The organism is Labrys sp. KB_33_2, assembly GCF_052114505.1.
GTDB lineage: Bacteria > Pseudomonadota > Alphaproteobacteria > Rhizobiales > Labraceae > Labrys.
In genome coordinates this window covers 211,702-230,530 of sequence record NZ_JBFREW010000010.1, presented here as the reverse complement: position 1 = coordinate 230,530, position 18,829 = coordinate 211,702, and the positions used below count along the sequence as shown (strand labels likewise).

Sequence of the window (18,829 nt, the reverse complement as noted above, 5' to 3'; positions counted from 1 at the left end):
TCGGCGGCACGGCCTGCGGCAGAACGATCTTCCGGGGCGACTATCACACGATTTTGCATGGGGGCTGCGTGAGCACGTTTCAAACCAACTTGTCTGTCCATCAACTGATCAGCGAGCAGGCCGCGCTTCGCCCCGACAGCCTTGCCGTAACCTGCGACGGCGTTTCGATCACCTTCGGCGAATTGAACGCCCGCGCCAACCAGCTCGCCCATCGCCTGCTCAAGATGGGCGTGAAGCCCAATACATTGGTCGCCATCGGCCTGGAGCGATCGATCGATATGGTCGTGGGCATGCTGGGCATCATGAAATCGGGCGCCGCCTATCTGCCGCTCGATCCGAGCTATCCGCGCGAGCGACTGACCTTCACGCTGGAGGATGCCCGGCCTCTGGCATTCGTGACCACGACCAGTGGCCGCCCGACGCTGCCGCCGAGCGATCTGCCGATGATTTTGCTGGATCAGGACGCCAATAGCCTTAGCGCCGAACCGGTCACGAATCCGGATATTGCCATCGATCCGCAGTCGCTCATTTATGTCATCTATACCTCTGGTTCCACTGGCCGGCCGAAGGGATGCAAGCTGTCGCACCACAATGTCGTGCGGCTGTTCCACGCAACCGATCACTGGTTCGGTTTCGGGCCTGAGGATGTTTGGACCTTCTTCCATTCGCACGCCTTCGACTTCTCCGTGTGGGAGATCTGGGGAGCACTGGTCTATGGGGGCCGTGTGGTGGTGGTGCCTCATCGCATCAGCCGTTCGCCCGAGGATTTCCTGGACCTGCTCGTCCATGAAAAAGTGACCGTGCTCAACCAGACACCGTCCGCTTTCCGCACCTTGATCGAGGTCGACAGGCGCCGTGCGGAGGCTTCTGCCCTGGCCCTGCGCTACGTGATCCTAGGTGGCGAAGCCCTCGAGTTCCAGATGCTGCGGCCCTGGTTCAATCGTTATGGCGATGCCAAGCCACGCATCATCAATATGTACGGCATCACCGAAACCACCGTCTTCGTGACCTATCGCCCCGTGTCTGCGGCCGAACTCGACGGCAACCGGGCAAGCCTGATCGGCGTGCCCATCCCCGATCTGACCATCCATGTGCTCGACGAGAACCGCAAGCCTGTCCCGGTGGGCGAGGAAGGTGAAATCTATGTCGGCGGGCAGGGGGTCTGCCTCGGCTATCTGAACCGTCCCGAGCTGACGGCGGAGCGTTTCATCGACTGGCAGCCCTCGGAAGATCAGGTTGCCGAGAAGCTGTACAAGACCGGCGACCTCGTCCGGCGTACGGCGGATGGCGATCTCGAATATCTTGGGCGCAGCGATCACCAGGTGAAGATCCGCGGCTTCCGCATCGAGACGGGAGAAATCGAAAACCAGCTTATGCGCCATCCGGCTGTCACGGCTTGCGCCGTGATTGCTCGCACGGACGGGCCCGGTGAAGCGAAGCTGGTCGCCTACATCGTGCCTTCGGCAACTCCGGCCGATGCCGGCAACCTGAAGGCGCATCTGTCGCAGACCCTGCCGGACTACATGCTTCCCTTCGCCTTCGTCGATCTGAGCGAATTGCCGATGACGGAGAACGGCAAGCTCGACCGCAAGGCGCTGCCGATCCCGACTTTCACCGCCAGCCCGATCGTGCCGGAGGCGCGCGATGAGCTCGAACAGAAGATCGCGGCCATCTGGGCGCGTGTTCTGTCCGTGCCCGACGTCAGTACCAAGATCAATTTCTTCGATCAGGGCGGGAGTTCGCTGCAGATTCTCACCGTTCTCGGTGAAATCCAGGAAAGCATCCATCCTCAGCTTCGCCTGAGCGACGTGTTCGAGCGCCCCACCATCACGGCGCTGGCCAATTTCATCCGTTCGAGCGCCGCACCTGCTACGGCGCCCGCCGCTCGGCCCGAGAATCTCCGGGCCCGCCAGCAGGCCGAGGCGCTCCAGCGCCTGCGCCAGCGCCAGATGGGAGCGGGCAGGTGAGCTCCATCTCCGACCTTCCGCTCAACGCCATCGCGGTGATCGGCATGGCGGGCCGCTTTCCCGGCGCCCGCTCTGTCGGCGAGTTCTGGCAGAACCTGCGCAATGGCGTTGAATCGATCACGCGTTTCGAGGACAGCGAGCTCGAAGATACGTTTGGCCCCGAAGTCCGGCGCGCGCCCAATTTCGTACGGGCCCGGCCGATCCTGCCCGATGTCGAGTTTTTCGATGCTGAGTTCTTCGGCATGTATCCGCGCGAGGCGGAACTGACCGACCCGCAGCATCGCATCTTTCTCGAGTGTGCCTGGGAAGCCCTGGAAGACGGTGGCTATGATCCGGCCACGTTCCCAGGCAGCATCGGCGTCATCGCCGGCTGTAGCATGAACACCTATTTCCTCCACCACGTCGTCGGCAATCGTAACGTGTCGGAGGATTTCACCAATGCCTTCCAGGTCGCACAATACCCGATGCTGCTCGGCGCCAGCCGGGAATTCCTGGCGACGCGGGTGTCCTACAAGTTCAACCTGACCGGGCCGAGCTTCAGCGTGAACACGGCCTGCTCGACCTCGTTGATGGCGATCGCGCAGGCCTGCCAGCAATTGCTGCTGTTCCAATGCGACATGGTCGTTGCTGGCGGCGTTTCCATCACTTTCCCGCAGAAGCGAGGCTATCTGACCCAGGAAGGCGGCATGGTATCGGAGGATGGGCACTGCCGCAGCTTCGACGCCGATGCCAAGGGCACCGTGTTCGGTAGCGGCGCTGGTGCCGTGCTGCTGAAGCGACTGGAAGACGCGCTCGCCGACGGCGATCATATCTATGCCGTGGTTCGGGGTAGCGGCGTCAACAATGACGGTGCGGCCAAGGTCGGCTATACCGCGCCGAGCTCCGATGGCCAGGCGGCCGCCATCATGATGGCGCATGCCAATGCCGGCATCGATCCTACGTCGATCAGCTATGTCGAATGCCACGGCACCGCGACGCCGCTCGGCGACCCGATCGAGCTCGCGGGCCTGACCAAGGCATTCCGGGCGACCGGAGATGAGGGCCGCCAATATTGCGCCATCGGCTCGGTAAAGAGCAATGTCGGCCATCTCGATGCGGCGGCCGGCGTGGTCGGCTTCATCAAGACGGCGCTCAGCCTCGAGAACCGCCAACTGCCGGCGACGCTGCACTTCAAGAAACCCAATCCGCGTCTCGACATCGAGAACAGCCCGTTCTTCGTCAATGCGGCGCTGACGGAATGGCAGGAGGGGCCTGAGCCGCGCCGTGCGGGCGTCAGCGCCTTCGGCGTCGGTGGCACCAACGTGCACGTCGTGCTCGAAGAGGCCCCCTCGCTGGAGCCGCGTGCGGCCGGCAGGACTGTCGAAATCCTCACGCTGTCGGCGCGGAGCGAGACAGCTCTGGCCAAGGCTCGTGCCGCCCTGGCCGGCCGGTTGAGTGCCAATCCGACGCTGGAGCTTGCGGATGTCGCCCATACGCTGCAGGTGGGGCGCAAGGCATTCGACCATCGCTGGTCGGCGGCCTGCAATGATATCCCCGCCGCTGTCGCAGCCCTGAACGATCCGGCAGCACGCGCCTTCAAGGCCGCCGGTGATCCGGGCGTCGTGTTCATGTTCCCGGGGCAGGGGTCGCAATATCCCGACATGGGGCGCGGCCTCTATGAAGCCGAGGCAGGTTTCCGGGCCGACATCGACCGTTGCGCGGCGATCCTGCGCCCTCATCTGGAGCGCGATCTCAAGGAACTGCTTTATCCGGCCAAGCGCGAGGCCGATGATCACAAGCGCTTGGCCGCCACCTGCTATGCCCAGCCCGCGATCTTTGCGGTCGAATATGCATTGGCCCGATTGTGGATCAGCCGGGGAATCGTGCCACGCGCGATGATCGGGCATAGCGTTGGCGAATTCGTCGCAGCCTGCCTTGCCGGGGTCTTTACGCTCGAAGAGGTGTTGCCGCTCGTAGCCGCCCGCGGCCGCCTGATGCAGAACCTTCCGTCGGGGGGCATGCTGGCGGTAAGGCTTCCCGAGGCGGAGCTTGCGCCTTTGCTCGGCGCTAATCTTGCCATCGCAGCGATCAATGGTCCTGCACTGTGTGTCGCGTCCGGGCCGGACGCCGCCATCGATGCGCTGGAAGCGCAGTTGAAGGCGCGTGGCGTCGTCAGCCGCCGGCTTCACACCTCGCACGCCTTCCACTCTCCCATGATGGATCCAATCATCGCGCCCTTTACCGAGGAAGTGCGTAGGATCGGCCTGAAGCCGCCGACCATTCCCTACGTCTCCGGCGTCACGGGTCAATGGATCACGGGTGAAGCTGCGACATCGCCCGACTACTGGGCCCGCCATTTCCGTGAGCCGGTTCGCTTTGCCGACGGCTTGGGCCTCCTGCTCGGCGATGCGGCGACGGTCCTGCTCGAAGTCGGCGCCGGCAACACACTGACCACGCTGTCACTGCAAGGCGCAGCGAGGGGCAGGACCGTGGTTTCCTGCCTGCCCGACGCCGCGCGCGAGCGGCCTGACCAGTACACCATGGCCGAGGCCATGGGTCGCTTGTGGACTGCCGGCGTGGCCGTCGACTGGGCGTTGCAGCCGACCGAGGCGACGCGTCGCAGGGTGCCTTTGCCGACCTATCCTTTCGAACGCACGCGCCACTGGGTCGAGTCACCCATGCGGCAGAGCACTCCCGTGGCTGCGGCCAACCCGCACGCCGCCCCACGATCCGAACCGGCATCTGCGGAAATTGCACCGCCTGCCGAAATCCTCGCAATGCCGCTCCTCGAGCAAACCGTGATGTCCGACATGACCGCCCGCACAGATACCATCAAGGCCGCCATCATCTCGATCTTCGCCGACCTTTCCGGCGAGGACGTGGCTTCCGCCGAACCCGGCACGACCTTCCTGGAGATGGGCTTCGACTCCCTGTTCCTGACCCAGGCTGCTCAGGAGCTCCTGAACAAGTTCGGCCTCAAGATCACCTTCCGTGCGCTCCTGGGAGATCTCGGCAGCATCGAGGCCCTGACGGAGCATGTCGCAGCGGCGTTGCCGCCCGAAAAATTCGCACCTGCTCCAGCCGAACCAACGCCGGTCCCGATGGCCGCGGTATCTGCCGTCGCGACGGCTCCGGGGGGCGTTTCGACGATCAGCCAGCCCGCGCCGCTTCTTTCGGCGGTGTTGCCGCTTGCCGGCACAGGGGCCGGCGTCGAGGGCTTGATGCGTGACCAGTTGCAGGTCATGGGCCAGTTGATGCAGCAGCAGCTCGAGGTGCTGCGCGGCGGGGCGGTATTGCAGGCTCCTGCCGTCCAGGCCGTGATGGCTGCCCCTCCCGCCGTGCCGGCTACATCGCAGGGCCAGGCTCCCGTCGCCTCACAGCCTGCCGCGGCTGCCCCGGCCGATGGCGCGCCGGTGAGGGAATTGCCGTCGCGCTTCGCCGTCTCCAAGAACACCCAGAAGTCGCAGGATCAGGGGCTCGATGCCCGCCAGCGTGGTCATATCGAAGCGCTCGTGGCGCGTTGGAATGCCCATAGCCCCGGCTCCAAGCAGTTGACGCAGGATTATCGCAACGTCCTGGCCGATCCGCGCGCTGCCTCGGGCTTCAATCCCGATTGGAAGGAGATGGTCTATCCCGTGATCGCGGCCCGCTCGAAGGGCTCGCGGATCTGGGACGTCGACGGCAATGAATATATCGACCTAGTCAACGGCTACGGTCAGACCATGTTCGGCCATGCGCCTGATTTCGTGGTCGAGGCGGTCGACAGGCAGTTGCACGAAGGTTTCGCCATCGGCCCGCAATCTGCCAGGGCGGGCAAGGTTGCGGCTCTCTTCTGCGAGATGACCGGTAATGAGCGCGCCACCTTCTGCAACACCGGCTCGGAAGCCGTGATGGCGGCCATGCGAGTGGCGCGTACGGTCACCGGGCGCAAGCGCGTCGTCACCTTCGCCGGTGACTATCACGGCCAGTTCGACGAGGTGTTGGTCAAGGGGCAGGTCCGGCAGGGCGAGCATCGCACACTGCCGGTGGCGCCGGGAATTCCGCCGCAGTCGGTCGAGAACGTCACGGTGCTTGAATATGGCTCGGACGACGCGCTCGCTTGGATCCGCGAGCATGCCGGTGAGCTTGCCGCTGTCGTGGTCGAGCCTGTACAGAGCCGGCGCCCGGACCTGCGTCCCGTCGAGTTTCTCAAGCAGGTTCGCGCTGTTACCGAAACCTCCGGCACCGCGCTGGTGTTCGACGAAGTGGTGACCGGCTTCCGCATGCATCCAGGGGGCATGCAGCATCTGTTCGACATCAAGGCGGATCTGGCCTGCTACGGCAAGGTGGTTGGCGGTGGGCTGCCGGTGGGAGTTCTTGCCGGCAAGGCCAGCTTCATGGATGCGCTTGACGGCGGCGACTGGCGCTATGGCGACGATTCCTACCCGGAGGTCGGTGTCACCTTTTTTGCCGGCACCTTCGTTCGCCATCCGCTGGTCCTGGCCGCGCTCGAGGCTGTACTCGAGCATCTGAAATCCAGGGGGCCGGCCTTGCAGGAGGAGGTCTCGGCCCGCATGGCGCGCCTGGTCGAGCAGTTGTCGGCCTGTTTCGCCGAATGTGGCTTGTCACTGCCGGTCCCGACCTATGGCAGCCTGTTCTATATCAATCCGAGCCATGACTACCGCTTTGGCAGCCTGCTTTACTATCATCTGCGTGCCCGCGGCATCTATGTGCATGAGGGCTTCCCCTGCTTCCTGACCACGGAGCATACGGACGAGGACGTCACCCGCATCGTTCAGGCTTTCCGCGACAGCATCGAGGCGATGCAGGCCGACGGCATGCTGCCCGGTGGTCCTCCGGTTGCGGGCGGTGACAGCAAGACCGGGGCGGCGCCGAAAGCGGCCACTCCGACGGGGCCGATTGCGCCGACTGCCTCCCAGACCGAAGTTTGGCTCTCCGCGCAGCTTGGCGACGAGGCTTCCTGTGCCTTCAACGAGTCCATCAGCCTGAGTTTTGATGGCGCTCTCAATGCGGCGGCCCTGCGCGATTCCCTCAACGACGTGATCGCGCGTCACGATGCGCTGCGCATCCACTTCGACACGACCGGGACCCGCATGAGCTTCGCACCCGAGCTCCGCCTGGACCTGCCACTCGTGGATGTTTCAGGAGAAGCCTCGCCGCAACAGGCTCTGAAGGCGCGGATCGAGCTGGATGCCAGGACTGCCTTCGATCTCGTGGGTGGCCCGTTGGTGCGCGGCGAACTAGTCCGGCTGGCGCCGGATCGGCACGTCCTCGTCTTTACCGCTCATCACATCGTCTGCGACGGCTGGTCGGTCAATGTGCTGATTGGCGAACTCTCGGAGTTCTATCGGGCCAGGGTCGAGAACAGCAAGCCCGTGCTGGCCGATCCGCTCCCCTTCAGCCGCTATGCGCAGACCTTGCGGGAAGTGGCTGATGACGAAACCTATTGGGTCGGCCAGTTCCGTACAGCGCCACCGCCTCTCGAGCTGCCCTGCGACCGCGCGCGGCCGCCGATCAAGACTTTCAACGGCGGTTCGACCCAGTTTGCCATCGAAAGGCCGCTCTATGAAGCGGTCCGCAAGGCCGGGGCCAAACGCGGCAGCACCTTGTTCGCCACGCTGCTCGCTGCCTTCGAGATCCTGATGGGCCGCCTTGCTGGCCAGAACGAAGTGGTGGTCGGTATTCCAGCCGCCGGTCAATCCCTGGTCGAGGACGACAGGGCTCTGGTCGGCCATTGCGTCAACCTGCTGCCGCTGCATGCGTCCTGGCAGGACGGCATGAGCTTTGCTGATTTTCTGGCCGCCACCAAGCAGAGCGTGCTGGAGGCCTATGACCATCGCAGTTGCACGCTCGGCACCATCCTGCGCAAGCTGACTCTCCCGCGCGATGCCAGCCGGCTGCCGCTTGCCGAAGTCCAGTTCAATCTGGAGCGCCTGGGTGGGGATCTGGCCTTTCCCGGGCTGACGACCGAAGTCGTCCCCAACCCGAAGAGCTTCTCGACCTTCGATCTCTTTGCGAATGTGACGGAATCCGCCAACGGCTTGCGCATCGATTGCGACTATAATGCCGATCTCTTCGACGCGGAGACGATCCGCCGTTGGCTGGGGCATTACCGCACCTTGCTGCAGGCGATCGCCGACGACATCACGACGCCGATCGAGCGTTTGCCGTTACTGGCTGCCGGTGATTTGACTGCCACTCTGGCCGGACCGTCCATGCCCGCGCCTTCCGACCCGAGCCTGCTCACCATTCACGGACTGATCGAGGCCCAGGCCTCTGCCAATCCGCAGGCCGTGGCTGCACTCTTCGAGGATCAACAGCTCACCTACGGCGAGCTCGACCGTCGAGCTGGCCAGCTTGCAGCGCATTTGCGCGATCGGGGCCTCGGCAAGGGCGCGCGTGTTGCCGTGCTGGTCGATCGTTCGCTCGACATGCTCGTTTCCCTGCTGGCCGTGCTGAAGGCGGGCTGTGCCTATGTTCCTCTTGCCACCAATCACCCGGCATCCCGGCTCAATGGCATTCTGGCGGAGGCCGAGGTCGCGGCCGTGTTGAGCCAGGCGGCCTATGACGACATTGCTTCGGCTGCCGCCGTGACGATCCTGGTCGATCGCGACCGCGACGCAATCGCCGCATGTCAGCCCTTGCCGACGCCGGGCATCAAGGCGAGCAGCGAGGATCTTGCTTATGTCATCTTCACCTCTGGCTCGACGGGCAAGCCCAAAGGGGTCGAAGTGACCCATGGCTGCGTCGCCAATTTCCTCGCATCGATGCGTCAGGTACCGGGCTTCACCGCCGAGGACCGGCTGCTGGCTGTCACCACGATCTCCTTCGACATTGCGGCGCTCGAACTCTATCTGCCGCTGGCTTGTGGGGGCAGCGTGGTCATCGCGCCCCAAAGCGAGACGGCGGATGGCCATGCCTTGCTCAAGCGTCTGGAGAACTGCGGTGCCACCGTCATGCAGGCGACCCCGATCACCTGGGTGATCCTGCTCGAATCCGGTTTCAAGCCATCGCCGAAGCTGAAGATGCTCTGCGGCGGGGAAGCACTGCCGCGCAGCCTTGCGGATCAATTGGTCCAGAATGGCGGGCAGCTTTGGAACATGTATGGCCCGACCGAGACCACGATCTGGTCGTCGGTCGCCCATATCCGTCCAGGGCCGGAGCCGATCACGGTCGGCCACCCCATCGCCAATACCCAGTTCCACGTGCTCGACAAGTTCGATCGCGTGCAGCCGCTCGGCGTGGTGGGCGAGCTCCATATCGGTGGCGATGGCGTCGCCCGCGGTTATTTCCGCGGCCCGGATCTGACGGCCGAGAAGTTCATTGCGGACAGTGTTTCCGGCACGCCCGGTGCGCGGCTCTATCGTACGGGTGATCTTGCCCGCCTCATGCCGGGTGGCCGTCTCCAGCTCCTTGGGCGCAATGATCACCAGGTGAAGCTGCGTGGCTTCCGCATCGAGCTCGGCGAGATCGAGGCCGCGATCGCCAAGGCGGGCCTCGACGTCAATGCAGTGATCCTGCGCGAGGACATTCCGGGTGATCCCAGGCTCGTGGCCTATTACGAAGCTGCCGCTTCCACCGCGCCGAGCATAGAGGCTCTTCGCAATGCCCTCGGCCGGGACCTGCCCGACTATATGATACCCGGCCAGTGGGTCCGCTTGGACGCCATGCCGCGCGGTTCGAGCGGCAAGCTCGACCGCCGCTCCCTGCCCAAGCCGAGCGAGTCGGCCGCCAACGAGCTGTCGGCCACCTATGTCGCGCCGGGAAACCAGGCCGAGACGGTCCTGGCTGAAATCTGCGCCGAGGTTCTCGGCCAGCCGAGGATCAGCGTGGTGGACGACCTGCTCACGCTCGGTGCGGACTCGATCCATATCTTCCAGATCGTGGCACGGGCAAACCAGGCGGGGCTGAGCCTGTCGGCCAAAACCCTGCTGCAGCAACGCAGCATCACCAAGGCGGCGGCCACGCTTGCTGGGGTAGCACCCGTCACGGAACCTTCCGAGCTCCCGCAACTCGTTCGCGTTGCCAGGAGCAGCCGTCGAGTCGCCGCCAGCGCCCTGCAATCTCCGGAACGGTGAAAGTCGATGGCTGGCTCTGAAACAGACAACGATGTCGGCATCGGCTCGCAAGAAGCCGATACGGACCTTTATGCCTTTCCCTGTTCATTGGCCCAGGCCCGCTTCTGGATCCTGGACCGGATCACGCCGGAAGACCCCGCGCTGAACGTTGCGGTGCGGTGGCGCCTGCGCGGTCGGCTCGATGCCGGTGTGCTCCAGCAAGCGCTGAACGCGGTGATCGACCGTCACGAGATCCTGCGCACCAGCTATCGCGACGTCGATGGCGAGCCCGAGCAACTCGTTCATCCCGCGGCGCCGATCCAGCTCCCGGTCATCGACCTGACATTGCTGCCGGAAGCGGGGCGCCATGAGGAAAGGGACCGCATCAGCCAGATCGAGGCTCGCAAGCCTTTCGACCTGACGCAGGTGCCCAATCTCCGCGCGACCCTGCTCAAAGTCGAGGCCGAAGAGCACATCGTCCTGGTCACTGTTCACCACATCGCCAGCGACGGTTGGTCGATGGGGATCATCGCGCGTGACATGATGGAATTCTACCAGGCCCGGCTGCGCGCCCGGACGCCGAAACTGGCCGACCTTCCTTTGCAATATGCCGACTTTGCGGTGTGGCAGAGCGAATGGATGAAGGCGGACGCGCTGAAGAACGAACGGGTTTACTGGACTTCGCAATTGGCCGGGTTCAAGCGCTTCGATCTTCCTGCAGACAAGGTGCTTGAGGGGACTGGCACCGCGCCGGCCTTCATCCTGGGGCGTCAGTTGCCCCGTACGTTGACTGATACTGTGTCGGCGCTGGCCACGGCGGAAGGCTGCACCTTCTTCATGGTCGGAGCCGCGGCGCTGATGTGTCTCCTGCATCGCCGCAGCGGATGTGAGGATATTACGGTCGGTACGCAGATCGCCGGGCGGGATCGCGTCGAACTCAACGACATCGTCGGTCCCTTCATCAATACCGTGCCGTTGCGCGCCAGGATCACAGGCAATCCGAGCTTCCGGCAATTGCTTGCCCAAATGCATGACGTCATCGAGGGGGCGTTGCTCAATCAGCGTATGCCGATCGAGGACATTATCGCTATCGCCAAGCCCGTGCGCGAGCCCGGCCGCAATCCGCTGTTCTCCGTCAATCTGATCTGCCAGCGCTCGTTCATCTCCACCGATGAACGCCCGGAGCTCAGCCTGATCGACATGCCGTCCGTCTCGCCGGGGGCGCTCTACGACCTGAACTTTTTCTTCGTCGAGCGTCCCGACGGCTGGCGCATATCCTGCGAATACGACACCTCGCTCTACAACAAGGCGACGGTGGAAGGATATCTGGCGCAGCTGCAGGACTTGCTTGGCGGCTTCGTTGCCGATCTGGATCGACCGGTCGGTGAGGTCGGCAGCCACGCACCGCTTCCCGCACCTGCGCAGCAGTCCCCATCCGTGCGTGCATCCGAGGCCCTCGACAGTCGTGTTCGGGTGGAGGCCGAGCTTGCGGAGATCTGGGTCAATATCCTCAAGGTGCCGATCCTGAGCGTGAAGGACAATTTCTTCGCGCTCGGTGGGCATTCTCTCTCGGCGTTCCGGATGCTCTCACGCCTTGAGAAAGTCTTCGGCAAGCGCATTTCCTTTGACGATCTGCAGAGCCATCCTACTATCGGCGAGTTGGCAAAACTCCTGGGCGGACCGGTGGCCCCCGAGGCGAAGGCCGCGGTGGTCATGCAGCCGCACGGCGCGAGCACACCCATCTTCGCCTTGCACGACACCTTCATCTTTCAGGAGTTGGTCAATCATTTAGGGCAGGAACAGCCCTTCATTTCGGTCCCGTTGCCGACCTTCGTCGAGGGAGAGGCGGAAATCAGCCAGGCGGAGATGGTGGAGCACTGCGTGCGCATCATCGAGGAAGAGCGCCCGAACGGGCCCTACATCCTGCTCGGCTTTTGTGCTGCGGCCCGGCTCAATGTCGCGATCGCACGCCGTCTTATCGAGAGGGGACACGCAATCGAGCTGTTCGTGACGCTCGATGCCTGGGCTCCCGGTTACTCGAAGCGTCAGTCACGGCTGAAGGGGAGGCTGGGACGATTCTCCTATCAAATCCAATCGGGGCTCTATTATGCCCGCTGTCTTCTCGGCGGCGCGGAACAGCGCCGACATGCCCTCAGGCGCATCCGCCTCTTCCTGCAGGCTGTATTCGGCCGCACGTCGTTCGGAGGGGGACCGGACGAGGATGCGCGGATAGGTCATTGGGTGTCCGAAGCTGGTCGGAATGAAGACGGCAGGCCCTTGCCCATGCCAATCCTCACCTTCCACAACGAGAACATGCCGCTCGGCTACTTTCTCGACAGAACCATGGGCTGGAGCGCCCTTACCTCGAAGGGCGTCACTATGGTTTCAGTGGCCGCGACCCATGAGGAACTCATCCGCCGTAATGCCTCCAGGATGATCGGTGACGTCATCAGGGCAACACTTAAACAGCAATCCGGCCATTGAGGATCTTCATGTCAGCCTCTCAGATCCGATCGCCGATGTGGTCGAGCAAAAAAAAGGGGCTCGTGGGGGTGCTTTGCCTGGGAGCGGCATTGCTGGGGGCGGGTCTCGGTGTCGCCGGCCTGGCGCGGGCTGGAGATCCCGAGGTTGCAGTTACGGCTGTGCCGCTATCAGGGCTGTGCGGTGACAATTCGGCCACGCTGCCTCGCGATGTCGCTGGGCGCCTTGCGGTCAAGGCCTGGTATACCAAGCAGGCGGATGGCATCGGCGCCTTGGCTCGGTCGCCCGTCATATTCTTCAATGCCGGATGGGGCGGCAGCGTCGAAGGCCATATGAACCAGATCGATGCCCTGGTTCAGCGCGGCTATGTGGTGATCGGAATCGATCAGAAAGGTCCCGATGCCTACAGGGAGTTCGTCGACTTCTCGGGCGAGGCGGCGTTCGCGCGTACCCGGGCGGCCGTCGACCTCAAGGCAGGCGAGTTTGCCAAGGACAATATCGCTGTCTTCGATCTCCTACGGGCAGCCGTTCCCTGCGCTGACGATCGCGATGTTGCCTCAGTGCTGAAGAGGCTCGATTTCGAGCGGGTCGGAATCGTGGGTTATTCATTTGGTGGTGCGGTTGCCGCCGAAACCAGCAGGCAGGACCCGCGTTTCAAGGCTGCCGTCAACCTCGATGGCTGGTTGTTCGGAGATGTCGGCAGGCTTGGCTTGAAACGCCCATTTCTTGAGATCAGCGACGATAGCGAGCTGCCGACGACGGCCGACCTCAATTCGAACGACACAGTACATCGCCTGACGTCCAGATTGACGGAAGGAGATTACAAGCAGGTTCTGGTCAATATGGACCGATATGGCGGATATTTCCTAGTCATGGTCGGGAGCCGGCATCAGAGCTTCGTTGATATCTCCCAACGATCGCTCCTGGCGCGGATGGCCTCCCTGTTGCCAAGCAGCAGACGCACGATCGAGGCGGTGAACATCTATGCCGGCGCTTTTCTCGACCGATATGTTGCTGGCGGAAGTTCCGATCTCAGTAAGCTCATCGCTTCGCCCGATGATGGCGTCAGGGTGGTATTCGCCAAGTCGCCTTCGATGGAGGCGACTCAATGAGAGAGAGCTTCGCCGCGGGTTGCAGGGTTCACGATCGACGCGCGAACGTGATTCGCCATCAGTGTTCGGAAGTCACGAAATCGCCACGAAGCGACATGTTCCGATCCGAGAGCATCTTCTTTGTCGATGTCAAGCTCGCCGACGGCTGGGATGGAAGGCAAGCTTCTTCCAAAGATCTCCGGCCAATGTGTGCAATTAAACGAGCAAAGAAGGGAAGCTGTCGCAGCGCTTTCATGCGATGTTCTTTCTAAACTGTTGAAATGAAAGGGTGTTTCTCGAGAATTGGTGAGACTGGCCTGTAACTTCAGGTTGTTCCGGTACGAGTTCATATGCCTCGGATAAGTAAGAATCTTTTGTGACCGATGCGTGCAGCTTCATCCGTTCGATAGGTAACACAGTGCTTCCCCAACGGCATAAAGCGAGCTAATACGTCGGCGCCGTACTTTGGACCGATTGACCGCCTAAAAGTATCACGTCGGTGTCACGGGGGCTGGGGTCTAACGTAACGCATCATACAAAACTCCATGTGCTACTTCATATTCTTATGGAGTTTACAAAGAGGCTGATACGTAGTAATAAAGTAGCTTGATAAATTATGCTTGGCTGTTGCTGCATTTAGATGCGGTATATGGTTATTATAACCCAAGCATAGAATAAAAATGCTCGGAATTGAGCGTGTTGGTTGCCAGAATTTTGACTGCCACGGAGCTGCTGTCCCAAGCACGCGTGTGGTATTTGTCGGACGACTTGTTTGGAGATTGAGACTGTGACTGATTATTCCGCGAGTAGCCAAGCTTTGATGCCATTTGCGGTAGGTTCAGTGCTGCCGCTGAAGTCATCTTCCTCTGTCGTTGAGCTTAAGCGGGAGCGCCGCATGGATGACAGTCCTCAAGATGACTCCACTTCTGGCAAGCTCGACCAGGATTTGCAGACACGGATCGTTATCGTCGATGAGAATGCTCTTTCGCGTAGCTGCCTGATGCGTTGTCTTGCTGCGAGTGAAGGAAATTTCGTTGCGGAGGGCTATTCGCGTATCGCCGATTGGGAGGCCGCTGGGCCGACTACGACGATGCCTATCGTGCTTTTGTGTGCGACAGGGCGGAAGGCGACGGAAACCGCGATACGACGCGATTTGGATCTTGTTATCCAGGCGGCGCCGGACGCGAGGGTTATCCTCGTCTCCGATAATGAGGAGCCGGCGGAGATCGTTGCAGCTTTGGAACGGGGGGCAAGAGGCTACATCGCCATGAGCTCCAATCTCGACGTCGCGATTGCCGCTATTCGCCTAGTGCGTGCCGGCGGCACTTTTGTGCCGGCCAGTGGCCTGCTTTCGTCGCGTTCTCAAGGCGCCCAGGCGATCGAGGAAGGTGAAACCAACGGCAGGTCCCGGCAGACTGTCTTTACGCAGAGGCAGCTCGAGGTGATCGACCGCTTGCGCCAGGGCGAGTCGAACAAGCTCATCGCCTACAAGCTCAATATGGGCGAATGCACCGTCAAGGTGCATGTCCGTAACATTATGCGCAAGATCAAGGCGCGGAACCGCACCGAGATCGCTTTCCTGACCAATGAGCTGTTCTGAGACGCTACACCTAACCGCAAACGCCGATCCACCGCTCCGATACCACCTGGTATTGGGGCGGTTTTGTTTTAGCGGGCAGGTTGCCGGTTGTAATGGAACTATGAGCACGGGGCCCTACGGCGCCAAGCCCGATTCCAACATCGGGTCCGGTGCTCTGGAGCAAAACGCTTTCATGGCGGAACGCTTGTTTGCTCTAAGTCCTTGTTTCGACGCGTCTTTGCGCTTCTAAGTGACTTCGTCAAATCGCAAAACGCTCTCGCGATGATTGGGGGCGGAAGTTGCACATGACCGGGGGGCGGCGATCCTATCTGGATGCCTGAGTGCGCTGCTGGCTTTTCGTCGACTTGAAATTCCACCTCCCGGAGCGGAGATGGGTCAGGCAGTCAAAATCTCTGCCTTCATCTTTCGAGAAGCAGGCGAGCGGTTACCATCTTGCCTCTCCCGTAGCCAAAGTTCGAGATCGGCTGCATTCAAGGGGCGGCTCAGCAGATATCCCTGCACGATCTCGCAGCCCAGTTCCCGCAGCATTTGTTGCTGCGTTTCGGTTTCAACGCCTTCCGCGACGACCGCGATGTTGAGGCTCTGACCGATGCTGTTGATTGCCGTCACCACGGCAAGCGCGCTGGGGTCGGTTACCATCCCCTCGATGAAGCTGCGATCGATCTTCAGCTCCGAGAAAGGAACATGAGTCAGGCGGCTCAAGCTCGAATAACCGGTGCCGAAATCATCCATGGACAGTCCGACGCCGAGAGCCTGGATGGCGGCGATGGTGGCTAAGGTGGTCGGATGATCGTCCATCATCACGCCTTCGGTGATCTCCAGCATCAAGGTGTGCTTGGGAATGTCGTATTGGCGCAGCAGATGAGCCACGACATCGGGCAGATTGCGGTTACGGAAATGCAGGGGTGAAAGATTCACTGAAATCGCCGGAATGTGCTTGCCAGCCGCTCGCCAGACGGCCATCTGGCGGCAGGCCTCGCTGAGCGCCCAGATGCCGATTTCATCGATCAGGCCGATCTGCTCGGCGATCATGATGAAGCGGCTGGTGGAAATATCGCCCAAAACGGGATGAGCCCAACGGATGAGGGCCTCGACACCGTGCAGGGTACCATCCGCGAGGTTGACTTGCGGCTGATAGAGCAATCGCAACTGCCCCTGCGAGACGGCTTCACGCAGGGCTGCGCCCAAGATCACCCGCTCCTGCGCGCCGTCGACAACCTCATGTTCATACAGGCAAACGGCTTCCTGTCCGGCTGCCTTGGCTTTACAGGCGGCGGAATCGGCCCGTTTCAACAGGGTTTCGACATCGGTGCCATTATCTGGATAAAGGCTGATGCCGATGCTGATCGAGATCGGCAGCAACAGATCCGCGATCGCAAAAGGTTTGGCGACGGCGTCCACCAGCTTTCTGGCAACCATGCTGGCATAGGCACTGTCGGCCTCCGGCAGCATGATCACGAAGACATCGCCGCCGAAGCGCCCGACAATGTCGATGGGTCGAAGCTGGTTCTGCAAGCGGGTGGCGACCTGGCCGAGGATCTGATCGGCTGTGGAATGGCCGAATGTATCGTTGATGTCCTTGAAGCGTTTGACGTCGAGGCGCAGCAGCGCCATCGTGCCTTGCTTCTCACTGGCTTCCACGATCGCCTGGCCGGCCTTTTGATAAATCTGGCGGCGATTGGGCAGGCCGGTCAGCATATCGAAATAGGCAAGCCGGTTAATATGCTCCTTGGCCTCGTGCTGCTCGATCGCCAGAGCGCACAGATGAACGCAGGCTGTGACGATTTCCTCATGCAGATAGCTGGGGCCGCGTTTTTCGCGGAAATAGAAGGCGAAGGTGCCGGCAACCCGGCCATCCCGCAGCTTGATGGGGACGGACCAGCAGGCCCGCAGACCCAGCGGCAAGGCCAGCCCCTTGTAAGGTGTCCAAAGCGGATTGGTCTCGATATCGTCGACGAGCACAGGCTCACCGAAATAGGCTGCCGTCCCGCAGGAGCCGACGCTGGGACCGATCGCGATCCCATCCAGAGCGTCCGAATAATATTGCGGCAGGCTTGGGGCGGCGAGGGGGTGGAGGAGGCCGTTGTGGTCTACCCTCAGAATCGTCGAGATGACGTCTCGCGTGATGAACTCGGCCTTCTTGCAGATGAATTCCGATACGCTCTCCAGCGAGGCGCCGGATACCAACTCCTCCAGCACATTGTTCTGGAGCGTCTGAATCATTCGCGCAGGGGTATTGCTATGGATGGTGACAATCGTCTCAGTGACGTTCTCGTCAATGTCACGAATATGATCGGTATAGATCAGCAGCGTGATTTCATTGCCGAATTTGTCGCGGCCATTGATCTCTTCCAGGCCGCCGCGCTTGGCGTTGACGAGACGCTCGAGGCTGAGGCGGGCCGCCGAAGGGGTGGCCTTGCTGATGAGCACCGAAACGAGCGGGCGACCGATCACGTCCTCGGACTGATATCCGAGCATCTTGGTGAAGCTGGGGTTGATCCAGACTATTTCGCGCCGGGCGTTGAGGACCGCAACTGCCTTGTCGCTCTCCTGAACCGAACGGCCGAGGAGCTGAATGCCTCTGTCACGCGTAAGTGGCATGCTTCTTTCCAATGTATCCTTGTCGTGCCTGACGATCATTGGCGCGCCTCGGCGAAGCAGACATCGCAATTGAGATCGCCAACGATGCTACAGCACTCCAGTGGTCTTGTTAAGATTTCATCGGGGGCGACATTGGACGCATCAGAATCCGAGGTCGGAGCAACGTTTGTCAGGCTATTCGATACTTCTCGCACCGGTGGTCATTTGGTTTCAACAGCCTTTTGGTGCGCTATTGTGACTGAAAAAGCTCGCTGGTCATGCAGACGAGTTCGGTTCTGTTGCGAGCCTGAATCTTCTTCATCATGTTCCGCACGTGGACCTTCACGGTGCATTCGCTCATGTTGAGCTTGTGAGCGATGACCTTGTTCGGATCACCCTTGCGAAGATTTTCAAGCACGGTCAACTGCCGTTCAGTCAGCAAGGCGGAAGCGCGCCTCTGCGGCTTGACTTCGGCAGCAGGCGAACTGGCGCCGCGCACGGAAAGCAGGCTGCTGGCAGGAATGAACGTGCCGCCGACATTCACCAGATTGACGGCACCGATGGTCACGTCGAGATCCAGGCTCATCGGCACATAACCCTTGGCGCCGCGCTCCAGCGCGGCGACCATGCCGGCAGGGTCCTCGACGTCGGAGATTACGATGACCCTCGCGTCGGCCGTCGTCTGCAGAATGGCATCCAAACCCTGGTGGAGGGCGGTTTCGGTCGCTTGGCGCCCGGTTGCGCACAGGAGAATGATTGGCATGGCGGACTTCGTTGCCGCATCCTGCCATTCCCGGATGCTTTCATAAGCGCGGATTTCGAACTCGCTGACAGCGTCACCAAGGCAACGGCTCAGGCAGTCACGCGTGAAGGTGTTGTCGTTGATGATGCTGATCGTGGCTTTTTCTGCCACGCTGTCCTTGTCCTTGCGGATGGGCGAGGCCTCATCGCTGGCCTCGTCGAAGGCCCGTCTGTCGCGCTGGTACTGCAAGGGCCGCCGCCTGTCGAGGATGGTGGAAGCGTCTGGGAAGGCGATGTTCATGATCAATCCGCAACGTGTTGGTACTATGCTGA

Annotated in this window: 7 protein-coding genes; 5 read left to right on the top strand and 2 right to left on the bottom strand. The window is 61.7% G+C overall.

All coding sequences use genetic code 11. The features are described 5' to 3' along the window. Positions 1-68: 68 nt before the first annotated feature. The 5 genes from AB4037_RS18840 to AB4037_RS18820 all read left to right on the top strand — a co-directional run bounded on the left by AB4037_RS18840 (position 69) and on the right by AB4037_RS18820 (position 15,175). Entirely contained in the window at positions 69-1,967 is a 1,899-nt protein-coding gene (locus AB4037_RS18840) for an amino acid adenylation domain-containing protein (protein WP_441772545.1), read from the top strand. Continuing rightward, positions 1,964-10,024 (top strand): amino acid adenylation domain-containing protein, encoded by an 8,061-nt coding sequence (locus AB4037_RS18835; RefSeq protein WP_441772544.1) that lies wholly within the window; start codon positions 1,964-1,966, stop codon positions 10,022-10,024. Before AB4037_RS18840 ends, AB4037_RS18835 begins: the two co-directional genes overlap by 4 nt. Before the next feature lie 6 nt (positions 10,025-10,030). After that, positions 10,031-12,487, top strand: a complete 2,457-nt coding sequence (locus AB4037_RS18830; RefSeq protein ID WP_441772543.1) for a condensation domain-containing protein — start codon at positions 10,031-10,033, stop codon at positions 12,485-12,487. Positions 12,488-12,495: 8 nt separating this feature from the next. Then, positions 12,496-13,596, top strand: a complete 1,101-nt coding sequence (locus AB4037_RS18825) for an alpha/beta hydrolase (RefSeq protein ID WP_441772542.1) — start codon at positions 12,496-12,498, stop codon at positions 13,594-13,596. Between the two features lie 766 nt (positions 13,597-14,362). After that, positions 14,363-15,175, top strand: coding sequence for a LuxR C-terminal-related transcriptional regulator (locus AB4037_RS18820; RefSeq protein WP_441772541.1), 813 nt, complete (start codon positions 14,363-14,365; stop codon positions 15,173-15,175). Between the two features lie 375 nt (positions 15,176-15,550). Here AB4037_RS18820 and AB4037_RS18815 read toward each other — a convergent pair whose 3' ends face one another. Continuing rightward, positions 15,551-17,776: an EAL domain-containing protein gene (locus AB4037_RS18815; protein WP_441772540.1), complete on the bottom strand. Its 2,226-nt coding sequence runs from the start codon at positions 17,774-17,776 to the stop codon at positions 15,551-15,553. Positions 17,777-18,005: 229 nt separating this feature from the next. Next, complete coding sequence (locus AB4037_RS18810) at positions 18,006-18,797, bottom strand: LuxR C-terminal-related transcriptional regulator (protein ID WP_434955985.1); 792 nt, start codon at positions 18,795-18,797, stop codon at positions 18,006-18,008. Between the last annotated feature and the right edge of the window lie 32 nt (positions 18,798-18,829).